Source organism: Chloroflexota bacterium, assembly GCA_026708035.1.
In the GTDB taxonomy this organism is placed as follows: domain Bacteria; phylum Chloroflexota; class UBA11872; order UBA11872; family UBA11872; genus JAJECS01.
This window is the reverse complement of sequence record JAPOVQ010000026.1, coordinates 14,434-39,363: the sequence shown is the minus strand read 5'-3', so window position 1 is coordinate 39,363 and position 24,930 is coordinate 14,434. Positions and strand designations below refer to the sequence as shown.

General features: G+C 64.7%; 24 protein-coding genes, 2 tRNA genes and 2 pseudogenes. 12 read left to right on the top strand and 16 right to left on the bottom strand.

From position 1 onward, the window contains the following. Window positions 1–39: 39 nt before the first annotated feature. Both sixA and OXG33_11315 read right to left on the bottom strand, forming a co-directional pair. The gene (gene sixA, locus OXG33_11320) at window positions 40–570 is read right to left on the bottom strand and encodes a phosphohistidine phosphatase SixA (protein MCY4114507.1); all 531 of its coding nucleotides are present in this window, start codon (window positions 568–570) and stop codon (window positions 40–42) included. A 47-nt stretch (window positions 571–617) separates the two neighbouring features. Next, entirely contained in the window at window positions 618–1,058 is a 441-nt protein-coding gene (locus OXG33_11315; GenBank protein ID MCY4114506.1) for an MOSC domain-containing protein, read from the bottom strand. A gap of 105 nt (window positions 1,059–1,163) precedes the next feature. Between OXG33_11315 and OXG33_11310 the strand changes: the two genes are divergently transcribed. Next, window positions 1,164–1,250, top strand: a tRNA-Leu gene (locus OXG33_11310). Window positions 1,251–1,356: 106 nt separating this feature from the next. Here OXG33_11310 and OXG33_11305 read toward each other — a convergent pair. After that, a complete protein-coding gene (locus OXG33_11305) occupies window positions 1,357–2,001 on the bottom strand; it encodes a hypothetical protein (protein ID MCY4114505.1) in 645 nt (214 codons plus the stop codon). Between the two features lie 351 nt (window positions 2,002–2,352). On the opposite strand from OXG33_11305, the gene OXG33_11300 reads away from it, so the two are divergent. Both OXG33_11300 and OXG33_11295 read left to right on the top strand, forming a co-directional pair. Beyond that, window positions 2,353–4,410 carry a phospholipase D family protein gene (locus OXG33_11300; protein ID MCY4114504.1) on the top strand — a complete coding sequence of 686 codons (2,058 nt, stop codon included), beginning with the start codon at window positions 2,353–2,355 and terminating at the stop codon, window positions 4,408–4,410. 2,253 nt (window positions 4,411–6,663) lie between these two features. Beyond that, a complete protein-coding gene (locus OXG33_11295; protein MCY4114503.1) occupies window positions 6,664–6,924 on the top strand; it encodes a hypothetical protein in 261 nt (86 codons plus the stop codon). Between the two features lie 283 nt (window positions 6,925–7,207). On the opposite strand, the gene OXG33_11290 is transcribed toward OXG33_11295, so the two are convergent. Then, window positions 7,208–7,483 (bottom strand): hypothetical protein, encoded by a 276-nt coding sequence (locus tag OXG33_11290; GenBank protein MCY4114502.1) that lies wholly within the window; start codon window positions 7,481–7,483, stop codon window positions 7,208–7,210. Window positions 7,484–8,562: 1,079 nt separating this feature from the next. Here OXG33_11290 and OXG33_11285 point away from each other — a divergent pair. The 6 genes from OXG33_11285 to OXG33_11260 all read left to right on the top strand — a co-directional run bounded on the left by OXG33_11285 (window position 8,563) and on the right by OXG33_11260 (window position 10,643). Continuing rightward, window positions 8,563–8,721: a hypothetical protein gene (locus OXG33_11285; protein ID MCY4114501.1), complete on the top strand. Its 159-nt coding sequence runs from the start codon at window positions 8,563–8,565 to the stop codon at window positions 8,719–8,721. 113 nt (window positions 8,722–8,834) lie between these two features. Next, entirely contained in the window at window positions 8,835–9,323 is a 489-nt protein-coding gene (locus OXG33_11280) for a minor capsid protein (protein ID MCY4114500.1), read from the top strand. Between the two features lie 610 nt (window positions 9,324–9,933). Then, the gene (locus tag OXG33_11275) at window positions 9,934–10,128 is read left to right on the top strand and encodes a hypothetical protein (GenBank protein ID MCY4114499.1); all 195 of its coding nucleotides are present in this window, start codon (window positions 9,934–9,936) and stop codon (window positions 10,126–10,128) included. Then, a complete protein-coding gene (locus OXG33_11270) occupies window positions 10,125–10,268 on the top strand; it encodes a hypothetical protein (GenBank protein ID MCY4114498.1) in 144 nt (47 codons plus the stop codon). The genes OXG33_11275 and OXG33_11270 overlap by 4 nt, the downstream gene beginning before the upstream one ends. 85 nt (window positions 10,269–10,353) lie before the next feature. Further along, window positions 10,354–10,515: a hypothetical protein gene (locus tag OXG33_11265; protein MCY4114497.1), complete on the top strand. Its 162-nt coding sequence runs from the start codon at window positions 10,354–10,356 to the stop codon at window positions 10,513–10,515. 53 nt (window positions 10,516–10,568) lie between these two features. Further along, window positions 10,569–10,643: transfer RNA gene (locus tag OXG33_11260), tRNA-Met, on the top strand. A 115-nt stretch (window positions 10,644–10,758) separates the two neighbouring features. On the opposite strand, the gene OXG33_11255 is transcribed toward OXG33_11260, so the two are convergent. The 11 genes and pseudogenes from OXG33_11255 to OXG33_11205 all read right to left on the bottom strand — a co-directional run bounded on the left by OXG33_11255 (window position 10,759) and on the right by OXG33_11205 (window position 17,961). Further along, entirely contained in the window at window positions 10,759–10,902 is a 144-nt protein-coding gene (locus OXG33_11255) for a hypothetical protein (protein ID MCY4114496.1), read from the bottom strand. Window positions 10,903–11,193: 291 nt separating this feature from the next. Continuing rightward, window positions 11,194–11,790, bottom strand: coding sequence for a hypothetical protein (locus OXG33_11250; GenBank protein ID MCY4114495.1), 597 nt, complete (start codon window positions 11,788–11,790; stop codon window positions 11,194–11,196). Between the two features lie 287 nt (window positions 11,791–12,077). Further along, window positions 12,078–12,509: a DNA methyltransferase gene (locus OXG33_11245; protein MCY4114494.1), complete on the bottom strand. Its 432-nt coding sequence runs from the start codon at window positions 12,507–12,509 to the stop codon at window positions 12,078–12,080. Beyond that, window positions 12,509–12,799, bottom strand: coding sequence for a hypothetical protein (locus tag OXG33_11240; GenBank protein MCY4114493.1), 291 nt, complete (start codon window positions 12,797–12,799; stop codon window positions 12,509–12,511). The genes OXG33_11245 and OXG33_11240 overlap by 1 nt, the downstream gene beginning before the upstream one ends. Next, a pseudogene (locus tag OXG33_11235) lies at window positions 12,800–12,928 on the bottom strand (helix-turn-helix domain-containing protein). 56 nt (window positions 12,929–12,984) lie between these two features. Beyond that, a pseudogene (locus tag OXG33_11230) lies at window positions 12,985–13,959 on the bottom strand (IS5 family transposase). 484 nt (window positions 13,960–14,443) lie between these two features. Next, window positions 14,444–14,698 carry a hypothetical protein gene (locus tag OXG33_11225; protein MCY4114492.1) on the bottom strand — a complete coding sequence of 85 codons (255 nt, stop codon included), beginning with the start codon at window positions 14,696–14,698 and terminating at the stop codon, window positions 14,444–14,446. A 30-nt stretch (window positions 14,699–14,728) separates the two neighbouring features. After that, window positions 14,729–14,890: a hypothetical protein gene (locus tag OXG33_11220; GenBank protein MCY4114491.1), complete on the bottom strand. Its 162-nt coding sequence runs from the start codon at window positions 14,888–14,890 to the stop codon at window positions 14,729–14,731. A 372-nt stretch (window positions 14,891–15,262) separates the two neighbouring features. Next, window positions 15,263–15,499: a hypothetical protein gene (locus OXG33_11215; protein MCY4114490.1), complete on the bottom strand. Its 237-nt coding sequence runs from the start codon at window positions 15,497–15,499 to the stop codon at window positions 15,263–15,265. Next, window positions 15,486–16,172 carry a replication-relaxation family protein gene (locus tag OXG33_11210; protein ID MCY4114489.1) on the bottom strand — a complete coding sequence of 229 codons (687 nt, stop codon included), beginning with the start codon at window positions 16,170–16,172 and terminating at the stop codon, window positions 15,486–15,488. Before OXG33_11210 ends, OXG33_11215 begins: the two co-directional genes overlap by 14 nt. A gap of 910 nt (window positions 16,173–17,082) precedes the next feature. Further along, entirely contained in the window at window positions 17,083–17,961 is an 879-nt protein-coding gene (locus OXG33_11205; protein ID MCY4114488.1) for a replication-relaxation family protein, read from the bottom strand. Between the two features lie 631 nt (window positions 17,962–18,592). Between OXG33_11205 and OXG33_11200 the strand changes: the two genes are divergently transcribed. The 3 genes from OXG33_11200 (at window position 18,593) to OXG33_11190 (ending at window position 24,208) form a co-directional block, all read left to right on the top strand. Then, window positions 18,593–22,846 carry a restriction endonuclease gene (locus OXG33_11200; GenBank protein MCY4114487.1) on the top strand — a complete coding sequence of 1,418 codons (4,254 nt, stop codon included), beginning with the start codon at window positions 18,593–18,595 and terminating at the stop codon, window positions 22,844–22,846. Between the two features lie 70 nt (window positions 22,847–22,916). Then, a complete protein-coding gene (locus OXG33_11195) occupies window positions 22,917–23,774 on the top strand; it encodes a TIR domain-containing protein (protein ID MCY4114486.1) in 858 nt (285 codons plus the stop codon). Between the two features lie 269 nt (window positions 23,775–24,043). Then, entirely contained in the window at window positions 24,044–24,208 is a 165-nt protein-coding gene (locus tag OXG33_11190; protein MCY4114485.1) for a hypothetical protein, read from the top strand. A gap of 147 nt (window positions 24,209–24,355) precedes the next feature. Here OXG33_11190 and OXG33_11185 read toward each other — a convergent pair whose 3' ends face one another. Continuing rightward, window positions 24,356–24,667, bottom strand: coding sequence for a hypothetical protein (locus OXG33_11185; GenBank protein ID MCY4114484.1), 312 nt, complete (start codon window positions 24,665–24,667; stop codon window positions 24,356–24,358). Window positions 24,668–24,930: the final 263 nt, after the last annotated feature.

Sequence of the window (24,930 nt, the reverse complement as noted above, 5' to 3'; positions counted from 1 at the left end):
ACCTGCATTCTGCAAAGGTCTCCTAGGCGTTCTGCCCACCTATGCCGCTGCGCCGCGATTGCCTCCACGCGAGCCCCTGCCCAGTCCCACGAGCTGTTTCGGCGTCAGAAACCACCGCACCACGGCGCACTGGCCCAGACCGATGGCGTAGGTCTGGAGCTTGCAGAGTCCGCCCGGCTTCAGGCCGAACGACCCGCCGGGCGCGCCGAATGCCAGAATCGAGATCAACTGGCTGAGCGTCGGTTCATGCCCGACCAGCATGACGCCCTTGTTGCGCTCATGGCCGCGCACGGCATCGACGATGCCGTTGAGATCGCCAGTGGCGAGCGCGTCGGAGTATTCAATATCGGCCGCGACGCCGAGGCCCTCGTGCACGATCTCGGCGGTCTGACGCGCGCGCAGCAGCGGGCTGGAGATGATCGTGTCGACGACCACGTTGGCCGCGGCCATGCCCCTGGCGGACCGTTCGGTACGCCGCATTCCCATCAGGCTGAGCGGTCGAAGATCGTCCCGGGGATAGGTCGGCCCAAATGGCTCAGCCTTGCCGTGGCGCAGGATGTAGAGATTCATGCGACCTCCGGGATGCGCGGGTTCGGCGCGGGGACGAGTTGGGGCTCTCAGGCCTCCGTGGCGGCGGTGAGGGTGATGGGGTCGCCTGCAACGGCCACGCCGCCGGTGCTGACGGTGGCCAGCATCCCCCGGCGTCCTCTGATCTCCTCCTGGAGCCCCGGACGCAGGATGTCCATCTTGTAGCACGGGTCGCAGGGGTGTGAGATCACCACCTCGACTTCCGCCCCGATGCGCAGCCGATCGCCCTCGTTCAACGATGCGAGATCGATACCGGTGGTGGCGACGTTCTCGCGGATATCGCCGGGTCCAAGCTCCAGCACGTCCAGGGTTTCGGTGTCCATGAGCAGCACTTGGTTGCGCGACTCTGGATTGGCGTGGCGGTCGCCTTCGATGCCCAGGTCGGCCACGAAGCTGAGGCTGCTGACACCCACGTTCTGCCCGGAGGTCGGCGAGAGGCGCAGCCATGCGACGTGCGGTGAGCTTGACATAAATTTCCTCTGCGATGGTCTGATTGCGCCCAGCGTACGCCATCCGCGAGCACCAAACGTCCGGTCGGACAGTGACGGGCGTTCACGCCTATAATCGGGCGCCCGGCCGAGGTGGCGGAATTGGTAGACGCGCTAGCTTGAGGGGCTAGTGGCCTCCGGGCTGTGCGGGTTCGAGTCCCGCCCTCGGCACCACTCGAAGTGGCGGACCGGATCCGGTCCCCGCGTCCCTGGGGGGCAAACCAGCCAGGCTAGGGGCGTTCGTGGCACACGTCGCGCCGTGAAATCCGGCTAATTCTAGCTAATTCGGATGGGTCGCGGTTTGTGGGTCCGCCTGTCGCCATCCAGCACGGGTACGAGCTCTCCGAGCACGCGCGCCGCGCCTCGATCCACGAACGACCGCGGTGACGGCACCATCGGCCGGCGGAGAACCCTGGCTGCTCTCGGGCGCCTCGTGCTCCAGTCGCCCGCCAGTGGCGCGCAGTTCGCGCAGCAAATTGGCAACCTCGGCATCGATGGCCGCCAGCACCTGCGGTCGCCAGCGTCGCGAAAGGTGGCTGCGACTCATACCCGTTGACGCGGCGATGCGGGCGATCGACTCGCCGGCCACCCAGCGCTGCAGGAACTCGCCTTTGCGGGGATCGAGGGCGCCGGCCACTCGGGCGCAGGCGAGGCGAAGCACCGCCTGGACCGCCCAGCCCTCGGGGAATGCCCGGTCGGCGAACTGGGTCTGGCCCAGCGCCTGGAGATCCCGGTACTTGGCGAGCGGCGACTGCGAGAGCTCCCAGGCCGAGTTGATCTTGCGGAGAGCCGCCTGCAGCGTCCGCAGACGCGACTCGCGGGAATGGCGGCCGCGGCGGGTGGCCAGCGGCCGGTCACTCTTCGGTTGACGCGAATTCCCGCGGGTCACGACGTTGCAATCGCGGGTCGGCAGTGATCGGGTCATGGTGGTCCATCATGGGGCTCGATTGCGCGGGCGGCTACCCAGGTTTCCGCCAAACCGGCGACGATCCCCTGGTTTGGTTGCCGTTGCCAGCCGGGCTCCCGCACTGGTCGGTGGACGGCAAGTCGGGACTTTGCGATCAGTCGATAGCGTAGACGTGCGTCACGTCCCGGGCGATTCGCCACTCGTAGGCGTTCCGATCCTTCCCCGGTCCGAAGACCGGGTGTAACTTGTTTCGTGGGGGTTGTCCGAGTCGTCGCCCAGCTTGCGCCGGCTGCGCAATGGTGGTGAGAGTCAGCACCCGCCGAGCCCATGCCGATTGGCCGAGTCGCGGCGGAATCTGAGGAGAATGGCTTGAAGCATAGCGGCCCCGGACCCGAACAGACTCTGAGCTTCGACCTAGACGACGGCACGGGCTTGCGTGTGGCCCGCGCCCGGTTCCAGTCCGAGACTAAGTTCTCTTGGTCGATCTTTGACGGCTACGACCGCATCCGCATCCTCACCTACTCGGCAGGGACAAGCGCCATCGTCCGACTCCTGGACGAGCACAGCTTTAGCGACTTCGAGTGCGTCTTCGGGTGCGAGAACATCCTGCACACCCTGAGGGACGTCTTGGCCTTCCAACAGGTCGCCATCGGCGACGCCCGGGCGGCCATCAGAAACCTGCCCAGTGAGCGCCACGCCTCGATCCTGAGGCGGGTCAGGAAGGGACAGGCCCGGTTCCGGGTGCTGCGCAAGCAGATAGCCCACGCCAAGCTGTACCTCTTGGACAACACGGAGTCCGGCAGCACTCGCGTCCTCATCGGATCGGCCAACCTGTCGGAGACCGCCTTCGGCGGGCGACAGTCCGAGACCCTGGTCTGTTTCGATGATGACGAAGCCGCCTGGGGCCACTATGTGGGCATGTACCAGTCCATCAGGGACCAGGCCTCCGACGAGATGCCCCTGCCACCGGAGCGGATTGAGCACGCTGAGATAAGCCTTACTGAAGTCCCCGTTCTGGCCCTTGACGACCATGCCACCCTGGTGATCGACTCAGGCGACGAGGAGGGACCGAACGGCAATGCCGTCCACATGAGCGTCCCCCACCAGATTGAGCGGATAGAGAGGATGAAGGCTGCCGTACCCCCGGTGGTGGCCAACCTCATCCCGGCGCCCCGCAACGGAAGGCAGCAGATACCACGCGATATCAGGCGCCGGATCGTCAAGGAGTACAGCCGCATCCGCGTCGTCCAGACGGAGGAGGAGGCCGACCACCGGGAGCTGTCGATCGACAGAGACGCGAAGACCGTCACATTCTTCCGCGAGCCGTTCTCACTGGAAGCTGACCTCGACTCCGCCAGGAACGACGCGAAGCTGTTGGTGGAATTCTTCGGCAACTACGAGGGCACCTTTGAGGGCGGCATGGGGGTGGAGAGGCTCCAGCGGGACTACTTCATCCTCTGGTCGTGGCTTTACTTCTCACCTTTCATGTGCGACATGCGGACCCTGGCCGGCCACGAGGGCGACATTTTCAGGTACCCGTCCGTTGCCATCGTTTACGGAAAGCCCTCCTGCGGGAAGTCCAGCCTCATAGAGACGCTGATGACCTCCATGTTCGGAAGGGCCTACAACGTGGACAAGCGGGAGTTCACCAAGCGCAGGCTCTGGGACATTCAGCACGCCTACCGGCGGTTCCCCGCCGTCTTCGACGATATCGGCAGGCCCGCCATTCGCAACCACGGCGAGGACGTAATCAAGGACGAGGTGCCACCGCTGGTCTCCGAGTACCCCTGCTTCGTCCTCTCCATGAATCAGGAGTTAAAGGCCTTCACCGACCAGATCGTTAAGCGCAGCCTGATGATCTACACCACCACCGCCCTCCCTTCCTACAAGGAGAGCCTGCGGCACGAGCTGCACCTGAAGATTCAGGAGGTGCGCCGGGGCCTTTCTTCCAACCTGTACCGGGAGTACCTCAGGAGGACGCTGGCCCGGCTCGACGTAACGCCAGTGCCCGACGACTGGCTGGAGTTCTCCTCCACCATCCTCTCAGGTCTCGTTGCCGACCTGCTGGCGGAAAGCCCGCCCAAGTGGTGCGTCCCAATCAGGTGGAACGACTACGCCGAGAAACGGCATGAGCGGGTTAAGGCCCAAGTGGACCACCTGCTCAGGCGGGCCACGAGGATGAAGAAGGAGGGCAATCAGTCCAGCGGCTGGATACTTGAGAAAGACAAAGTCATCGTGATTGAGCAGACCGACACCTTCGGACGTCGCGAGTTCGATTGGGAAAACGTTCCCTCCACTCTGATTGACGACAATGCCAGCGTCGGCGCACGAACTGTTCTTAACCGTCCCGAATTGGAAGAGTTTCTCGGCAGAAACCTCAACAGGCGGCGGAACGGAATGGTGGGCAGGCTACTCGGTCGGCGATGACACCGGATGCCCTATCGGCTAATGGCACATATGCCAAGCCGCGAGGGGCGTTATGAGACTACGCAGAGAAGAATGACTACCTGGTCGTCCGCGTCTTTGTGGACGAAGCCGAGAGCGGACGCATCTCCGACTGCCCGGAATGTCGCAAGGCGATCGACGAGGCTGCCAGCACCGGCGCCGACGGCGTACCACTGTGGGAATTCGAGTGTGCGCCCGGCACCCTCGTGAGCGCGTTCACTTCGCCGACGTTCGCGGAATCACCCAGCCACCTGAGCCCGTCGACGCCGGTCCGTTCCACACGTGCGGCCGGACGGCACGGTCGAGTGCTGGGGTGATGCCACCGAAGGCCAGGCAGTTCTTGCTCGCCTTCCCGAAAGCATCGACATCAACGCACTAGAGCATCCGCATCTGGAAGTAGACGTAGGCCGCAGGTGCACTCCTCAAGACCTGCGTCAGAGGAATCGCGAACCCTGGCCCCCCCCGACCTCGACGGACACTTCCCAGTCCAGCGGTTCGGTGCCACGCACTCAAGTGTGGAATAGAGCGAGATTGATTCTTGGCAATTGCCTTCACATGACGCACGCGTTTCGCGGACTAGAAGGATCCTTTAGGAACACAGAGTGAAATCTGAAGCGTGGAACTATCGCTCTAGTCGTCGTTGGAATGGTCATCACCCTATTGGAGTCCGCGCGCGGTGAGGAGGCTGCGCCGTGGAGTGGGCGGCGCGAAGTCAGCGCCGGGCTCTGGCACACGTGTGGGGTGCGGATTGACGGAACGGTCGAACGCTGAGGCGATGACGGTCAAGACCCAGTCACGCCGCCGACCGCGGAGTTCGACTCCGTCAGTGCCGGCGGAGGCCAGACCTGCGGGGTAAGGCCCGACGGCACGGTCGAATGCCGGGGCGATGACGTTCTTGGCCAAGCTACGCCGCCCTAGACAAGATGACGAGACTGCCCGCAGTCGCAAAGCCGTCGGTTGCGCAGGTTGGGTTAGGCGCCTGTGCCAAGCGACAACGGACGGAGCCGGTGTGCCGGATGAGGCCGATGAGGCATTGCGGGATCTAGTGTGCGCTCCTGCGGTCGCGCGGACCGACCGGCGGCTGCAACGGCTGAGGCAGTTCCTGTTGCGCCTGTCTGGGCGTCCCCCCGCGGGGGTTTGCCCCTGGCGACAGCCGCGCCCAGCGTCCCAGGTCGTGCTGCTGGGATTTCAAGAGAGCCCGGTCGAGACGGAGGAACGGCTGGCGTAGCTGGAGGCGAAATTAGTCCTGGCCGCCGCGGCTAGTCCGCACCAGCCGCTGATCGAGCCACTGTACGAGTGGCGCGAGATCGGCCAGGTGCTGGCGGCCATGCCGATCGCGGAGTTCGGCGAGCTGTAGCACTTCTGCCATCCGCGCGAGGTGATGGCCTACGTGGGTCCGGTCCCCAGCGAGCACTCCAGCGGGACACGCTAGCGTCGCGGGCGGATCAGAACGAGCGGTAACAACGCCCTACGCCACGTTCTAGAGCAAGCCGCGTGGTGCTACCGGCACGCGCCACGGATAGGTCCGAGCCTGCGGCATCAGCAGGCGGCGGCGCGGCCAGCGTTCCAGAAGGCCGCCGTTTCAGTCGCCCGCGGACTCCTGGGCTCTCGATGGGCTATGGTCTGCGCCACCCCGGCGCTAGCTTCACTGCCCGCCGGTGGGCGCGCGCTGCGACCGCTGGTGACTGATCCATCGCGCCGCGGTGGGGCTGGTCAGCGGTCTGGAGTTCCCGCGCCGGACGGCGTGTGCCAAGGGCCCCGCCCCAACATGCAATCGTCGACCGAGGCAGCTCCCGACGATCCTCTGGCATGCGGTCCGGGTTACGGCCCCAACCCGCGAGTATTAGTCTGACTCACAGCCGGCGCTGCCGGTACCGCCGCTGCGCTGCGGGCCGCGCTCTCCTGGCGACATCACCTCAGGGACTTTCCTCGGCCATCACGTTGACTGGTCCTTCCATCTCAGTCTGTCCACTTCCCAAAGAAACTTCACACCAGGGATCCCTTCGGGAGGTGAACACTCTAGGCGCCAATCGACTATGTACCCCGTGTCATGCAGGATTGCCCGAAATTAGTCGCAACCGTCCATCCTGCACGAGATAAGCGGAGATCCGCCAGCATTTGCACGATTAAGTCTCGGATAAGTTCGACTCTTGGGCCACGACTTGCCTGCGACAAGCCGGCTGTGCCACCATTCCGCGATCCAACGCAGGTTGTTCGACGGGAGTCGGGAAACGCATGAAGCTCAAAGAGGTGGTATCGACGAGTGACTGGAAGCAGCGACCGCAGCGGTCACGGCGCATAAGTCCTGAGATTCGCGAGATTATCAGCCGCCTAGACAAGACGTCGCATGGCGAATGGGTAGTCATCGGTCTCACCGAGCAGGAGAAGAAGCGTCAGCCGACGATTCGCGGCCAGATCACGTCGGCGGCCGCACAGTTGGGACTCAAAGTGACGTTTGAGATGCGAGCGGGCGACTTGGGCGTACAGAAGGCGTAGACTTACATCGGCGGCGTTCGGCCGTCGGAGTGAGCCACGGCTGCGGGTCCGTTTGCGCTAGCCGCACGCTCCGCCTTTCCGCTGGCGGGCGTGTTCCAGCCCGCCGCGAGACGGCGGACCGTCCTGGTGCTTGGCCGCGGGCACGAGTGGAAGTGTCGCTGGGGTTCAGGCCGCAGCCTTCGTTGTGCGAACTGACGATACTCCACCGCGTCGTCCACCGTCTGCTTGGTCAGGCTATTCTTCAGCTTGAAGGCGGCGACGGGCAGGCCGTTGATGAACGGGCTCACGTCCAGCGAACGCTCGGGCTCGTCGCGCCTGTAGCGCAGCTGCCGTCGACGCTGAGCCGATTCTTCCGGTTGAGGAGCCTGGCCCGCTCGATTCCGGGCGACGGTCTGCCGCAAACCAGGTCGACCTGGTGCGGCCCGCGCTTGATGTCCCTGCGCAGCACGTCGATCGCGCCCCTCTTGGTGATTTCCCTCTGCAAGCGCGCCAGGAACCGGCGCCGCGTCGGGCCATCCTCGCCCAGGCGCAGCGAGTCCTCGCTGGTGTCGGTGGTCACGCAATCCCATATCTATCTTTAGATCGGGACTTTCCGCACCTCCCCGGGACGGATGCCTTCCAGGGCGGTTTGGATGGCCTCCGTTCGCCGTGAAATGCGCGGCCACGCGGTACTTGTCAGGATGGCCAAGGCCAGTCGCCCGTTCGACATGTTCTACTGGTGGCGGATGCCCTGGTCGATGGAAATCGGGACCTCGACTTCGTGGCCTACAGCGCGCCCGACGCTACGCGAATCAAGTTACAGGCGCTCTAGTGGCTGGTGACATCGGACTGGCGCTGGCCAGCGCTGCTAGCAGTCATCGCGGGTGTGCTGACGCTCATCGCGCTCACCCCGGCGGTGCTCATGAGCCATGCTTTGCGCTGGCCTCTGGGCGGTGGGCACGCCGGGGCTTGGACGGCTGGCGTGCTGGCGGTCTACCGCAGCTGCAACTTGTCCTTGAAATCGGCACCTCCGCGGAGCTGCCGATGGGCGCCGCGTAGTCCTGATCGCGGTTGAAGGGCGGATTCAGATAGATCAGGTCCACGGACTCGCTATTGAGGCCTCGCATGATGTGGAGGCAGTCTCCGGTCCAGACCGCCTTGAGTAGCCGCCTCCGCTCAATCGGTGCGCCTCCCCCTGGCTGGCGAGCCGCATGCGTTCAGTCGTCAATGATTCTGATGTGTCCGTGATCGACGAGCCAATCAAATTCGGCAACGGTGAAGCCATCCGGGCTCGGTCCGAAGATGTGGTGCCAGTCGGTGATATAGAAGTCGCAGTCATCGCGCAATTCGTCACGGATGCGCCTCTGGGAGTATCCGGACTCTGTGCACCGCAACTGACGCAGCAGCCCACGAATCCTTGCAGCACGCTCACGCCTAAAGCTCTTGCTCCCTTTCACGATCTCCCCCCGAGCTATTGGCCCGCTAGCATAGGGCCTTGTCACCGACCTCGACAGATCCCACGTGTCCCCCGAAGCCTGTGCGCTGGCGGACAGCCTTTCGCCAGCCCAGGAAGCGCTGCTCGCCGCCTGGCTGCACCATGAGGATGCCGAGCGCGCCAAAGCGAACCTGTACTAGTTCGTCCGGCAGATGTGGCCCTACGTGGACCCCGCGCCTTTCCGCGACAACTGGCACATCCGCGTCATCTGTGAGCACCTGGAAGCTGTCACTCGGGGCGAGATTCGCCGCCTGCTGACCGGCATCCCGCCGCGCCACAGCAAGAGCGTCACGGTCGCCGTCATGTGGCCCGCGTGGACCTGAATCCAGCAGCGACGCGACGACAGGCCTCTGGCTGGACTGCAGGACAAGTCTAGGAGCGCCAGCTACGCCCAAAGCTTGAGCACCCGCGACTCCGTGAAGTACCGACGCGCCTCATGGACGATCTTCACACAGGCATCAGCCAGGCGTTCGCCGACAAGCCGTTCGATCAGCAGGCGCTCTCGCAGGTGGTGCGGGAGAAGGGCCAGGTGGCGAACTGGAACTTGCGGCGCATCACGCGGGATCAAACCAACAAGGCGATCTCGAACCTGACCCAGGCAAGGCATCTGCAGCTTGGCAACGAGGAGTACGTCTGGCGCACCGTCCAGGACGAGCGCGTGCTTGCCGACCACGCCGACCTCGAGGGCACAACGCAGCGCTGGGACCAGGCGCCAGCCATCGGTCACCCGGGCGAGCCAATCCAGTGCCGCTGCGTCGCCGAGCCGGTGATCCCGAAAGCTGGCGTAACTAAGCCGCCTGCCACAGAAGCAGAGCCAGAGCCACCGCCCCTGCCGGCCAATAGCTTGGCAGCACGCGGGGCGACGCGGCCGGCGTTGCGGGAGGCAAGAGCCAACAATCGGCATCTACTCAATCGGAGGGGCTGACGGCAAAGCGCATCCGATCGGAGCTCCCAGGATCTGGACGAGTACGTCGACGACGAGGCGCTGCTCGGCGATTGGATCGACAACTACTCCGACATCGTCTAGAACCTACGGGCGGGAAAGGCCCTAAGCCCCGAGCAGCAGGCGGACATAGATCGGATGTGGGCCGCCTCACGTAGGCGTAGCGACTACGCGTCACTCTATCGGGGCATGAATTGGGGCGACGAAGCGGACGTCCAAGACTTTGTCGTCGGCAAGACGTCCAGATTGGACGCACCGACCGCAACGTCGGGGGATCCAGAGTGGGCTCTGTTCTTCGCCCCTCCCGAGGCGCGGCATCGCGTCCTGATGGAGATTCACGATGCCTAGGGCCAGCGGGTGATGGCGATCAATCGTGCGGAGTCAGAGTTTACGATGATGCCCGGGGCACGCATGCAGCTGGTGGACGTTCGTGACTTCAACGATCTGCAGATTCGGAGTCGCCGTTGGGGCGAAGACTGGATCGACGAGCTCAGAGACTTGGAAGGCATCGACGCTTACGGCGGTGCCCCCGCTCGTTCGGTGGCTCCTTCCGACTCATGACGGTGCGGATGCTTCCGGCAGGAGGTAACTGATGGCCGCAGACGCCAATGACCCACGTTGGAGCGAGTGGCCGTTCGTCGACCTGGAGACGCTGCCGGAGGATCAGCAGGAGCGCCTACAGGCGGCGCGTGACGCCTGGGACCGCCTGCACGCGACGGGGGATCGGACGGGCTTGGTCGAGCTGGGCATCCTGCCCACAGAGTCGACGACGGCATCCGACGCGTGACCGTCGAGACGCGCCCGGCGCCCATCACCGACAAGAAGCCGCGCTGCTGGCGCTGCCGGCGCGTGCTGGCCGACGAAGTGACGCGCCCGTGGGTGGTGCGCTGCTCCCGCTGCAAGGCGAAGAACGCGAGCGCGGCGTAGGCCGCAGACCGTCGCGGTCAAGTGTTACTTGACGCCCCCCGCTGCGGCATCATTCGGCGCTGCAGGAATCGGGGAGGGTTTTGCGATGAGAACCCGGCACTTCAAGTTGGGCTCGCACGTCATGCACATCTTGCTTACCGTCGTCACGTTTGGATCGTGGGGTGGCATTTACTGGTGGCGCTACCAGATCGACCGATATCGGTGGCAAGAGGAGATGCTCTTGCAACTGGCCGAACGCTCGGAGTGACGCGCGGACGCGTAGCTGGAATACCCCGTCGCTGCTAAGCTGAGATCCGACCTTGCGGGGTGGAGCAGAGGCAGCTCGGGTAGCTCATAACCACCAGGTCGTCGGTTCGAATCCGACCCCCGGAACCAAATGTAGTCTCCGGTCGTTCGCGGAGCGGCGTCGGACCGAATAGCCGCGGGGAGACGTGCAATGTCAACGGCCAACACGATTCCAGATGAGATCGCCTTGAGCGCGCAGGACATCTTATGGCGTGCGCAGGACGCCCAGTTCATATGGCGCGAGGTCGCGAATCTCGCCGGACAAGTGAATGAACTCGATGACCAGTTGGATGCCGGTGACACGAAACACGTCCGCTTGCGCCATCACTTGAGCCAATTGCACAGCCATTTGTGCGAGGCCTGTGTGTGGAAGATCGTGGCGTGTTGGGGCAAGCAAAGGTCGCGGCAGTTTACGAAGATGGTTGCTGGACCGAAACCGACATTCATTGTCGCGGGTGTCGAAGATGAAACAATGCGAGAGCGAATCAAGCGGGTACGCAGGATCCGAAACGACCTGTTGGCGCACCCGCTTATGGCGACGCGCGAGATTCAACGGCTCGCATTCCGACCCACAGGTAGCGACGGTCCGGCTCGGGCTCACCGATTTCTCTCTGCGTTTACACGCGACTATTGGTCCCCGTCATCTGACCAGATCGACGACATCAGCGCTGTCATTGTGTACACGATTGAGGAGGCCGAGCGCATCAAGCGACAAGGCGTTTGACGCACTAACTCGCCGCCATGTACCCATGCCGCCGGTTCTCGCGGCGCAGGCCTGACAGCGTGTAGGTGTTGCTCTTGAGCCGGTTGCAGGGGCCGCAGAGCAGGATGCGGTTGGTGATGTGGTTGAGACAGCTGTCCGAGTGCGGCGTGTTGTGGTCCAGCTCGAGATAGCGCGGGTCATCGAAGGTGCGGTCGCAGCCCTGGCAGCGTGGCCGAACTGCCGCAGCAGGTGGTCGTACATCGCGGCGCGGCTCATGCGCGGGCCTTCGGGCTCGGCGTAGCGCTCGGTGACTTGCAGGAACGGCACGGCTTCGGCTCGGTCGTCGGTGCGCTCCGGCGGCTCGGTGACGTAGTGAATCTGCGGGTCGGCGTCGGTCAGCAGCTGGCGGTTGTCGGCAATGCGCTGGCGCACGATATCGACTGCGCCCACCCAGATGTCCATCGCGACCCACTGGCGGCCCAGGCGTTCGGCGGCGATGGGCGTCGTGGCGCAGCCGGCGAATGGGTCACACACACGATATCGCCGGGGTTGCTGGACGCCTCGATGATTCGCTCGTACAGGGCGAGGGGCTTCTGGGTGGGGTAGCCGGTGCGCTCCTTCGACTGTGGCTGAACCGGTCTAATGTCCTCCCAGATCGTGTCGACTGGGGTGCTTTTCTGTTCGTCCAGGTACCTCTTGAGGAAAGGGACACCGCCGGATTTGGTCTGCACGACAAGGCCCGCATCGTGAGCGGCTTGCATCCGCTCACGAGTCCACCGCCAAACCCGCGTCACACCAAGGAACTCATACTTCAGGTTCGGTCAGTCCTTGTTTGGATTCGCCAGATTGTCAAGCCGATACCGCCTGCCCGTTTTCGCTTCCACATGGCGATACGACCTCTTCACATATTCGGGGTCATGCGGCAGAAAGGGCCGATTCCATGAAAAGCTGTCCGACCCGCTGTAATAGAGCAGATGATCGGCGTTGTTCGGAAATCCCTTGAACGCTAGGCCCTTGGCCAGAGCACGTCTCCGGATGATGTCGCTCCTGAAATTCCGCCACCCAAACACGGCATCCAGCAGCGCCTTGAGGTAGTGGCTCGCGGTCGGGTCGCAGTGCAGGTACAGGCTCCCGTCGTCCCGCAGCACCCGCCGCATCTCGATGAGCCAAATGCCCATGAAGCACAGAAACGCGGCCATGTCGTCGCCCACGCCGCCCGCGCCGCGCCGATGACCTGCCACACCACCGGCCATTAGTCCTGGATCTGGTCGACCCTCTCGCCCTCCACGTCGTCGCCCACGACCAGCGGTCCTGGAAGTTGGCGCCGCTCGCCAGTGAGTCCGGCGTGGCGGTCGGCAAGGGGGCGGCGGTGCTGAATAAAGGAGGCGGGACTGCCCCGCTTGCGCCCGCGGCGGCCGCGTTTGGCCTTGGCGCGCAAGGTGGGGTCGCGGTCGAGGCGGGGCCCGCGCCAGCGGCGGGAGTGGGCCTGCTGGTCGGCATGGCGCGGCTGGTAGCCCTGGGTGCGGGAGGCATTGCGTTTCAACTCCCGAGTAATCGTCGATGGCGCGCGATCCAGAGCTGCCGCGATTTGGCGGCTCGAGGCGCCGGCGGCGTGGCGTCGGGCCACTTCACACCGGTCTTCAATGGTGAGCTGTGCGTAGCACCGTCCCATGGCAGCACCTTTGCAAGGTGTTGCACTTCGTTTGTGAATCTAGGCAGTGCGCCCGCTTAGGCCGGTGCGGCCCGTTCCGCCAGCAGCAGATTGGCGAAGCCGAACAACAGGCACAGCCGGGTCCGGTTCTTGACCAATCCTCGGTACCGTACCCGCCCGTAGCCAAAGTGCCGCTTCACATACAGGAACGGGTGCTCCACCTTCGCCCGGATGGAGGCCTTGCGCTGCTACGCCTGGGCGGCGGCGCTGCCCGGCGGCAAGCGCCGCCGCTGGCCGAGGCGCAACGCCACCTGCCAGTCGATCGCCCGCCCCCGATGCTCTGGGCGTCGCGCCATGCCGACACACCCGGCATCGCCCCACACGCGCGTCTCGGTCCCGTGGAGGAGCTGCGGCACTTGGGTGATATCCGCCACGTTGGCGGCCGTCGTCGCCACGCTGTGCACCAGCCCCGTGTCGGCATCCACCCCGATGTGCGCCTTCATCCCGAAGTACCACTGTCTCCCCTTCCGCACCTGATGCATCTCCGGGTCCCGCGCCTGCGCGCGGTTCTTCGTCGACGCCGGCGCGTCGAGGATCGTCCCCTCCCGCAGCCACAGGCCCTGCGTCGCCAGGTGCTGGGTGATCTCGGCCAGCAGGCCTTCGCCCAGATCGTGCCGTTCCAGCAGGAGCCGGAAATGCAGGATCGTGGTCTCATCGGGCCGCGGATCCCGCGCCGTCAGCCCCACGAACCGCTGCACCGCCACGCTGTCATAGAGCGGGTCTTCCATCGCCGGATCACTGAGGTTGTCGAACAGTTGCACGCCGTGAATCCGCAGCAGCAGCGCCAGCGGGTAGGGCGGTCGACCGCGCTCGCCGGTGGGGTCGACCGGACCGATGCGCGCTTCGAGCCGCGCCCACGGCAGCAGCGCGTCCATACGCTGCAGAAAGCGCTCCCGCCGCGTCTGGCGCGGCTGCCCGTCATACTCCACGTCGGCAAATGAGCGCTGGGGATGCCTTAAGCCCCTCACCGGCGATCGGTCACCCTTGAGCATAGGCCCTGCCAACCGGCCGCGGACCGCGACTAAATCAGAGGTTTCCTAAGGTTATCGCCGTGGTAGAGCGTGCGGTTGGCGAAGTTGGGGGCGGCGTCCACTAGTCCGTCTGATGATACTTCCTGCTATACGCTCTCATGGCCTCTTCTAAAGTCTTCCAAAGTCCGCTATCCCGTGCTCTGTCAACATCCACGCCCATCGGTATGCTGGCATCGGACAAGGGAATAATGTCGCCTGATTCTGCAACATATAGCCTTAGCTTGATTCGGCACGACTGATAGGCGAACGTTCCCTCAAACATGCGATATATTTCGAATTGAGGGTACGCGTCCTCAATCTCGTCGAGTACACAAGCTAATTCCTCAGGCCAGATTGGATCAACAAGGCCGCGAATACCGAGATGCCATGCGGAAGGCAGCACAATCGCGACCTGTAGCCTAGCCATTCTCGTCTCAGCAATCCGCACCAACGGCTACCAGCCGCGTCATTCGACGCCGATGCTACCACCGTCAAGACTCTCTTGACAGGCGCGCACACCCTGCGACGGCTTCAGCTCCTCGAGGCGCTCGAACGTCACCCACCACATCACGTCCGCGGGGATGGCGTGGACCTCTACGACCACCGGCCCCGGCGTGAAGGTCACCAACTCGGGGTGTTGCCAATTGCCCACGTGAATGGCGGCCCACGTGTCGCCCATCCAGCCCATCCCGCCGCAGCATCCGACCGCGTTGACTGTCACGCCTGGAGGTGGTCCGTGGGTCGGCGGCATTTAGTCGTCGAAGCGCACGTCCACGATCCACAGGCCCGCCGTCAATTCGATGTGACCCGCGGACGATGGACCCCAGCCGTGCGCCCAGACGCTGATCTCTTGCGAGACGGGGACGTCAAAGACGTGGCGGGCGTCGGTGCGTGCTTGGTCCAGCATGGTCACCTATGCCGCCGTCATGCCCGTGCGTGAGGCATTGAGCGGCACCTGGCGGCGCGCGCGGATCTCGTGGCCGTGGCCGGAGGCGGCGATGTGCTGCTTCAGGGCAGGAGCAGATGAATGAGCGAGGCCAGGTTCAGGAGGCCGCGTGCTACACCTATGCGGCAGCGGTGCTTGGCGCCGTCAACCCGCGAGCCTATGCGGCGAACCCTCCCGACGAAGCACAGTCATGCGGCTAGGCTTTGGCAACCCGCGGATATCAGAGTGACACATCGCTGCCGCAGCGCTCCCGTTCATTCATCTCCTCTCGCCCTCGAACACGGTTGCCGCGGCCGCCCCCGATGCGAGTGGTGGCATTTGACAGCCGGTCACTTCATTTCAGGTGTGCGTTGACGTCGTGAGGCCAGAATCAGTATCTCCCGATGGCCGGACACTGACGGTCTCAGCCGGCAGCAGCGACTCCTCCCGGTCGGGGGCGAACATTGGTGTCCATACCGCGGCGCTCGGATCCGCCAGGAACGCTGCTTCCAAGGTCACGGCTACCACAAGCCCGGCCATCAGCAAGTCATAGTCGGCCCGGTCGAAGCTCTGCACCGCGTCCTCAAGCTCTGCCACCATCCGCTCTATCCGTGGCCGATGCGCGGTCACGATTCGCACCTCGGGGAACGTCGCGTAACTCCCGCCGCCAGCTGCCCGAAAGATAGAAGCGCGCGTAGCGCCGCAGCTCCAGCCCGTAGCGGCGCAACTCCGCCGTGCCCCGATCGACCTCCAGGCACAGGCAGCGGCGCCAGCCATCCAGGTCAATCTCTGCGATGGCGTCGGGATGCACCGTCCGCGAACTCCGTCCGACCCGATACTGCACCCGCGCGTGCGGGTCGGCCCTCCACTCGCGCAGGGTAGCCCCGGGATCGGCCCGACAGGCCTGCCGGATCGCCAGCATGCAGCGGTTGACGGCCAGTTGGTGATTCACGTAGCGGGGCTCCAGGGCCTCGGGCCCGGCGACCGTCGGGATGTCGGCCAGCGGGATCCCGGCTAACGCCACGAGCACCTCGGCCCCCGCGGCGGGGAGACCATAGACGTAGCCGCTGCGGCCGCCCCCAGCGCCCCCATGGAGGGGCTCGGCCCGCACCACCCACTCTTTCCGATGCAACCGCTGCAGGCAGATCTCGCAGGTGCGCCGCGTGGCGGTCTCAAAGGCCAGGGCCTGGACCTGAGCGGCCGTCAGCAGGCGATGGGTGTAGAGCAAGCGCACGACCTGGAGCTGCCGGGATCCCACGCGGACGCGCATCACGAGATCCGATCCTGCCGAGGGCGTTGGGAATTGCGCAGACGCCGGATTTGCCGGGGCTTAGAACCCGCGGGAGTCGACAACGTGAGGCTTGGGGACGCCAGGGGGCGTGGGCAAGGGGCAGTCGCCGGAGCTGCGAGGGCTTGGACCCTACGGGAATAGGCAACTTCAGGATTGGGGATGCAAGGGGTCGTGGGCGTGGCGCAGTCGCTGGAACTGCGAGGGCTCGGACCCGACGGGAATCGGGAGCTTGAGGCTTGGTGATCCCAGGGGTCGTGGGTATGGGGCAGTCGCCGGAGCTGCGAGGGCTTGGACCCTACGGGAATAGGCAACTTCAGGATTGGGGATGCAAGGGGTCGTGGGCGTGGCGCAGTCGCTGGAACTGCGAGGGCTCGGACCCGACGGGAATCGGGAGCTTGAGGCTTGGTGATCCCAGGGGTCGTGGGTATGGGGCAGCCGCTGGAGCTGCAAGGGCTCGGATCGGGCAAGAACCCGTACCCCCAGGACGAGGATCGAAGAGGACGAGGAGTGGGGGTACGGGTTAACAGTTCCACGAAGCGAAAGGTCACCAATGCATGACGAATGCGAAACGTTCGGCCTCGCCCATCAGGTTTGGCGGGAGGCCGGTGCACGGCCAAGACGTTCGCGTCGAGCGCGTTCGCCTACCGAAACGCCTTTCGAGCACGCTATCGAGCCACTGATCGCAACGTCATCCGATGGGTCATCCGAATGGCTGGCGCCGCGGTCATGCACCCCCTCGCGGGTTGGGATCCAGTCCGTCCAGCGGCTCCGAAGTGCCCACCTTGACGCCGGTCGTGGTGGTCGCTCGGGACGGTTCCTGGGGCGTGGGCGTGGCTTCCCTACTCTCGCGGTTGGAGTCCCCGGGCGGCTCGCCACAGCGCTCCGCCTCCTACCAGACGCCACTTTCGACCCGCTTCTCCCTCTGTGGATCGCGCCATAGGTTCTGGCGGATTGGGACCTCACTGAACGTCGGCTCCCAGACTGGTCCGAGCGGATCGGCCAGGAAGGCCGGCGCCCACGCCACCGCAACCCGCAATGCCTGGCTCACCGCTCGACTATCCAGGTGGTAGAGCCCGCGGATTCCAGCCTCCGCCGCGTGAACGAGCCGAGGCACCCGGGACTGCCGGCTCGTGACGATGCGCAGTTCGGGAAACACCGGGAACTCCGAGCGCCAGGCGCCGGAGTCCCAGAAGCGAGCGTAGCGGCCCACCTTGGTCCGGTAGCGGCGCAGCTCGTTCGTGCCGCGGTCAATCTCGAAGAACAGCCAGTCGTCGCCGATCGGGCTGCGCACTTGCGCCAGGCCGTCGGGATGGATGACCTGGTAGCGCCCAGCCAACTGGTACCGCATCCGTAGATGCGGGTCGGAGTTCCAGCGCACGAGCTCGTGGCCGTCGACGGCCTCCAGGGCGCGCCAGAGGGCAATGAAGCAGCGGTTGACATCCAGCTGATGCCAGACCCGCTCGGGCGTGAACGTCTCGGGATCCTTCACGTAGGGAATCTGTCTGCGTGGTGCGTCGTCGATCGCTTCCAGCACGTCGGCACCCTTTGCCGATAGGCCATAGACGTAGCCGCTGCTGCCGCCACCCAGGCCTCCGCGCGACGGTTGCACCCGAACGAGGAGGCCCTGGTGGTGGAGCAGGGTCAGGCAGCGCTGGCAGGAGCGCAGGCTGACGGGCTCGTAGATCACCCGATGGACCTGGACGGCGTCCATGAAGCGGTGCGCGCGCAGCAGGCGCAGGACCTGGGCCTGGCGGGGGGCCCACGTCATAGGGATGACGAAAGAGGAATCACTATAAGAGGTCCACGACGCGACAACGGTCGTTTTGTCGGGATATGTAGGAGGCTGTCGCAGCTCTCCCCATTCGATAACTTGAGGAATGTCGGTCCAGCGATACGACGGTGTGGGGCGACGAGACGGTAGAGCTCACGACGTAGACGACGACGGTCGAGGAACACCGATCCACTGTCTGGTACCACCGGCCGGGCCTTGCTGATCCGCGGCGTAGGTCCCGTCAGATTTGAGTCAGGGCTCGCGTTCCCTTGAGAATCTCGTCGAGCGTCGCCGGTGGCCACAGACGCCGGGGACATTGAGCAGTCCGTTCGCTCGGTGCAAGGCAATCATGTCTGGAGCCCGGCTTCGCCGAAATCCAGATTTCCGTAAATCGGCACAGCATTCTGAGGGTCAGTTGGCGTCGCAGAGACCGGGTCAGCTTGGAGCTACAGGGAAGAAGGACGGGCCCGCTTTGCCATCCGTCCAAAAGTGGTCCGGTGCCAGATACAGTTCACCATGTGCCATGCGTCGACAAGGAACGATTGGTTGCTGACCGAAGGCACCATGCGAGGCTTCGCAGGCGTCCGTCGCATCCGAATGACACTCAGTAGATTCTCTGCCTGACACCGTGGCCGGACAACTCTTCACCCAGTACTTCCTCACGGACGGCATCAAGTCCACCGAGGATTGGAATGCCACGTTCGCCCATCCGGACGCCTTCAATAGATTCCGGGACGGCGCGCGCTGTCTCTTGGCGAGCTTCATCCACTTCCAGGACCCCAACGAGGCCACGACCGAGCAGGAGCTGATCCGTCCCCTCCTGGACCTGCTCGGCTGGGCCGACTACCTGCCGCAGCAGGGCGCGGCGCGCAACGAGGACATACCCGACCTCTTGCTGTTCAGTGACGCGGAGTCCAAGGCCCGCGCCGCGGCTCGCACACACCCTGACGACCGCTTCCACGACGCCACGGTGGTCGCCGAGAGCAAGCGCTTTGGCCGACCGCTCGATGCTCGTGGCGATCCGGAAAGTCCTGCGGCAGCCGCCAACCAGCCTGCAATGCTCGACGTTCCGGCCGAAAGGCCCGCCAGCCGCCGCCGTGGACTCTCTCCCCATGGGCAGATCCTGCGCTACCTGAGCACGGCAGACAGCGCCACCGACGGTCGGCTGCGCTGGGGCGTTCTCACCGACGGCGGCGTGTGGCGGCTCTACGACCAGCGAGCCCGCCCCCGAGCCACCGGCTACTTCGAGGCCGACCTGGCGGAGCACATCGCCGACGACGGCGACGCTCTGCGCGCCTTCTTCCTGCTGTTCCGGCGGCGGTCGTTTGTGCTCCGGCCCGGCGCCACGGCTACCTTCCTCGAGACCGCGCTGGCCGAGGGACGGCGCTACGAGCAGCAGGTCGCGCAGGACCTGTCGAGCATGGTGTTCGAGCGCGCCTTTCCCGATCTCATCAAGGCGCTGCTGGACGCGGGCGGCGCCGACCTTGCCGAGGTCCGCCAGGCGGCGCTGATCCTGCTCTACCGCTTGCTCTTCGTGCTCTACGCCGAGGACCGCGGCTTGCTGCCAGTCAACGACTCCCGATACGACGACTACGGGCTGCGCAAGCGGGTACGCGACGACATCGCGCGGCGGATGGACGCCGGCGACACCTTCTCGTCCCGTGCCGGGAACTACTACGACCGCGTGACGACACTGGCCGGTCTCATCGACGCCGGCGACGACTCCATCGGCCTGCCGCCCTACAACGGCGGTCTGTTCGCGGCCGACGTCGCGCTGCTGCTGAACTCCGTCCGCCTGCCGGACGCCGCCTTCGCCCCCATCGTCTACGACTTGAGCCACGCCGAGATCGACGGCCGGCGGCAGTTCGTCAACTACCGCGACATGTCGGTGCAGCAGCTGGGCTCGATCTACGAGCGGCTGCTGGAGCGGGAGCCGGTGCGCAACAGCCGGGGCGAAATCGAAACCCGCCTCAATCCCTACGCGCGCAAGGACAGCGGCAGCTTTTACACCCCGCAGGAGCTGGTGGACCTAATCCTGGACCAGACGCTCAAGCCGCTGGCGGAAGAGCGGCTGGCGGCGTTCGAGGACAAGGCGCGCGAGCTTGCCAGCGACCGCCGACCCAAGGCCGATCGCAAAGCGGAATTGGAGCGGCTGGACCCGGCCGAAGCGGTGCTGGAGTTGAAGGTGCTGGACCCGGCCATGGGCAGCGGCCACTTCCTCGTCACCGCCGTCGACTTCCTGGCCGACTACGTCGCCGACCTGATCGAGTACGTCCCGGCGGTGCCGGAGTGGCTGGACGGGGACGACGCCTACGAGTCGCCGCTGCTGGGGCGCGTGGCGGCCATTCGGCGCGACATCCTGCAGCGCGCGCGGGACGCCAACTGGGTCATGGACGCGGCGCAGCTGAGCGACCAGACCATCATCCGGCGCATGGTGCTCAAGCGCTGCATCTACGGGGTGGACAAGAATCCGCTGACCGTCGAGCTGGCCAAGGTGTCGCTGTGGCTGCACAGCTTCACCGTGGGCGCGCCGCTGTCGTTCCTGGATCACCACCTGCGCTGCGGCGACTCGCTGCTGGGCCTGCGGGTGCTGGACGCGCGCCAGGACTTCGACCGGCTCGGCGGCCTCAGCGCCAGCAGCGCCATCGCCGGGGCCGAGGCCGCCACGGCCGGCATGCAGCGTATCGAGCGGCTCTCCGATGCCGACGTGGCCGAGGTGAAGGAATCAGCCGGGCTGTTCGAGGGCGTCGAGCAGGCCACGGCCGACCTGCGCGGCGTGCTGGACTTCCTCGCCGGCCTGCGCTGGCAGACGGCAGGGCTGAAGAAACGCGCGCTGGCCACCGTCGAAGGCTCGGTGGTTGAGGCGCTGGGACGCGAGTCGAGCATCGCCTTCGACCTGCTGGCCCGCGGCCCGGACGCCGCCGACGGCGAAATCGCCCGGGACGACATCTGGCGCGAGTTCACGGACCGCTGGACGCAGTCCCGGGCCATCGCCGACCGCGAGGAGTTCCTGCACTGGGAGGTCGCCTTCCCCGGGGTCTGGCATCACTGGCAGAGCCGCCAGCCCGAGGGCGGCTTCGACGCCGTGATCGGCAATCCGCCCTGGGACCGCATCAAGCTGCAAGAGGTCGAGTGGTTCGCCACCCGCGACCCCGCCATCGCCCGCGCCCCAACCGCCGCCGCCCGCAAAGCCGCCATCCAGCAGCTCCGAGACCAGGCCGGTCCGGCCCCCTCCACCTGGAAGGGGGAGGGCTGGGGAGGGGGTCCTCCGGCTCCCTCTCCTGGGGGAGAGGGCCGGGGTGAGGGGCATCCGCCCGCCACCCTGGTCGCCGCCTACGACGCCGCCAAGGACCGCGCCGACACCCTGGGCAAGTTGATCCGCGCCTCCGGCGAATACCCCTTGCTCGGCGGCGGCGACATCAACCTCTACTCCCTCTTCGTCGAGCGGGCCATGGGCCTCGTCAAGCCCGACGGCTTCGTCGGCCTGCTCACGCCGTCCGGCATCTACGCCGACAAGACCGCCGCCCGGTTCTTCCAAACCGTCTCTACCGGCGGGCGCGTCGGCGGACTGTTCGACTTCGAGAACCGCCGACTGAATACCGACCTGCCGCCCTTCTTCCCCGATATCGACTCCCGTTTCAAGTTCTGCGCCCTCATCTTCGGCGGCGCCAAACGCACGTTCACTGAGTCCGCCTGCGCCTTTTTCCTGCACGACGTGGCGGCCATCGACGACCCCGACCGCTGCTTCGCGCTCGCGCCGGAAGACTTCGCGCGCGTAAACCCGAACACCGGTACCGCGCCCGTCTTCCGCACCCGCCGCGACGCCGAGATCACCCGCCGCATTTACGCCAACCACCCCGTACTGGTGGACCGCTCCAGCGGTGAGGAGCGCCGCGTCTGGCCGGTCAGATACGTCCGCATGTTCGACATGACCAACGACTCGCACCTCTTCCGCACCGCAGCGCAGCTCGAGGACGAGGGGTGCTACCCAATCCAGGGCAATCGCTGGAAGAAGGGCGCGGAGCTTTATCTGCCGCTTTACCAGGGTCGGATGATTCACCAGTTCGACCACCGAGCCAACTCGGTCAGGGTCAACCCCGAGAGCACTCACAACCCCTATCTCAGCGAAGAGGTCACCGAGGCGCAGCACGCCGACCCCGCATTCCTGCCCCAGTCGCAGTACTGGGTTCCGGCAAAGGAAGTTGAGCTAAACCTTCCCGAAACCACCGGCTACACACTGGGATTCCGGGACATCGCGCGCCCGACCGACGTGAGAACGGTGATCGCTTGCATAGTCCCGTGGGCCGGCTACGGGAACAAGGTGCCGTTGATGTTCACGCAGCACGCCTCATCTTCCAAAGGTCATGAGGAATCAGACGCCCAATACGCCTCCGATGCCGCGAGCGCGGCCACGCTCACGGCGAACCTGAATGCCATATGCCTCGACTTCGTCGCCCGGCAGAAGGTTCAAGGGACAACCTTGAACCTATTCATCCTCGAACAGCTCCCCGTGATCGCCCCCGACGCCTACGACCGCCGCTTCGGCGACGTCACTGCCGCCGAGCTGGTGCGGGACCATGTGCTGCGGCTCACCTACACCGCGCACGACATGGAGCCCTTCGCCCGCGACCTCGGCTACGGCGGCGACCCGTTCATCTGGGACGAGGAAGACCGCCGCCACCTCCGCGCCCGCCTAGACGCCCTCTACTTCCACCTCTACGGCCTCGACCGCGCCGACGCCGCCTACGTCCTCGACACCTTCCCCATCGTCCGCCGCGAAAACGAAGCCCACTTTGAAGGCCACTACCGCACCAAAGAACTCATCCTCGCCTACATGAACGCCCTGGGGGCAGGGGATACCGAGACCGTTGTGGCGGTGTAGCATGAGAAATGGCTAGGAGTAACAGCCAAGAGCGCCTACAATTCTCCAGTCTAAGATCGAGATGATTTCCATGAATGAATATGAAATAGCACTGTCATTTGCTGGCGAGCAACGCTGCTATGTCAAGCAAGTTGCCCAATCGATACAGAGTCGAGGGGTCAGCGTATTCTACGATGAGTTCGAGAAGGTTGAACTCTGGGGAAAGCATGCCGCGGAAGAGTTCCAGCAGGTGTATGAACGTAGGGCTAATGTAGTCGTAATGTTCATATCGAGACACTATGTTGATAAAGCTTGGCCTCGACATGAGCGGCGTTCGATTCTCAGCCGTGCGGTCCAAGAATCACGTGAGTTCATATTGCCAGTACAATTCGATGATACGGAAGTTCCAGGTTTGCCTGGAGACATATTCTACTTGCGTGCCGAAGAATTCTTGCCTGCTGAGATCGCAGCGATGGCTCTTGAAAAACTCGGCGTTGGACGGTTCGAGGGCAAAGCCTCTCAGGTGCCGCCTCCGAGAATGACATCTTTGACCGGCGAAGTAGTATTTGACTATAGTAGCCATAATGGCCGATATGTAATTGGCCGTGACACGCTAGAATTCGAAACTGTATGGACTAAAGCAAGTGATACAAGTATTCATGTTTACAATCATTCCCCATCGATCAACGGCATTGCACTTGCACCTCGTAAATTACAATCGATTTCGCAGGTGACTGGTGCCGAGTTGCTGGACTACACGTCCGATTGGCAGACGCCACGCGTCGGGCAGATTGTGCTGTTCCGAAACACCCACGGCTTCTATGCTGCCGTACAGGTTTTGGCAATCAAGGGCGACATCCGGGACGATGACTGCGATGAACTACGCTTTCGATACGTCATCCAGCCTGACGGTTTGGATAGTTTCGGCGGGATTGACGCGGGCGGTTGAACCACGGTCCGGCTTTGGATGTCGGTCCGCGCAGGCACCCGAGGCAGTTTAGGGTCAGGCAGCGGTACGGCGCGCGGCGCGCGGTACTTGAGTAGGGCGACGGTACAAGGGAGCTAAGGATGACCGCGAGCTTCGAAGGCAAATCCCACAGGGCGATGCTCAACATCCATGGGCCCGCTCCCGAGCTCGGGTATCATCCGAACCGTTTCCGGTGAATGGTCCACAAGCATGGCGGAGTCGGAGCGGCGAAGCGGTTGCTGAGGGGGCCCGTGGCACAGTCCAGCTTGACCACGCTGTGGGAGCTTGATTGGCTGGACGTCGCCATGGAGGCGCTGGCGGTGCAAGATCGGTTGAAACCACTCTTCAGCAACGAGCAACGCCAGGTCGCGCAAGATCGACTGAACGCCCATGGCTATGACCCAGCTACCAGCTAGAGACGGCCCTGCTGGAGCGGGGCCTTGATGCCTTCGAATCCTCACTGCGCTCGGAACGACGGAGAGGGGCACTATGGGCTTGGATCTTGGGCGCGGTGGCTTGAAGTGCGCGAGCACATGCCCCTCCGTGTCCGCCTCTCGAACCGGCTACACAGCGAAAGCCCGGAGCACGCGGCCGTGTAGGTTGATGGTGTAGTCGCTCAGCCGTCCGCCGGCGCGGACGTTGTGGTGATGGGCGAAGCGCACGTGCTCGCCCATCAGGTGCGCCAAGTAGCCGTGCACCTGGAGCAGGGTGAAGTCGGCCAAGGTGGGCGACACATCCGTGGTCGTCCAACGCAGGTAGGACGCCGGGACCGAGCGATAGGTTTCGATGGTCGTCCGGGCCGCGCCTTCGACGCGCAGCGCCACCAGGTAGTGGTCGACGGCCATCTGCAGCGGCAGGTCGTGAACGTGGGTCATGCCCAACATCGGGGTGCCTACGCCTGCCAGTAGTCAAGCATCTGTGAAATGCCCGGCGCCGCACCGCAGCGGGCGGATAAAAGCATGCCGGCACAGCCCAACGGTCACCGCCAGGCACGCCATGAGCGCGGCGCTGTCCAAACGCCTTCCAGCAGACCTGCAATATCCCCATTCGTCATTTCCATGGCCGCCTCCGATCGCTACGTGGCACGCGCTGGCGAAGCGATTCCGCTTGTCGCGTGGGCCACCGCGAGCTACGTTGC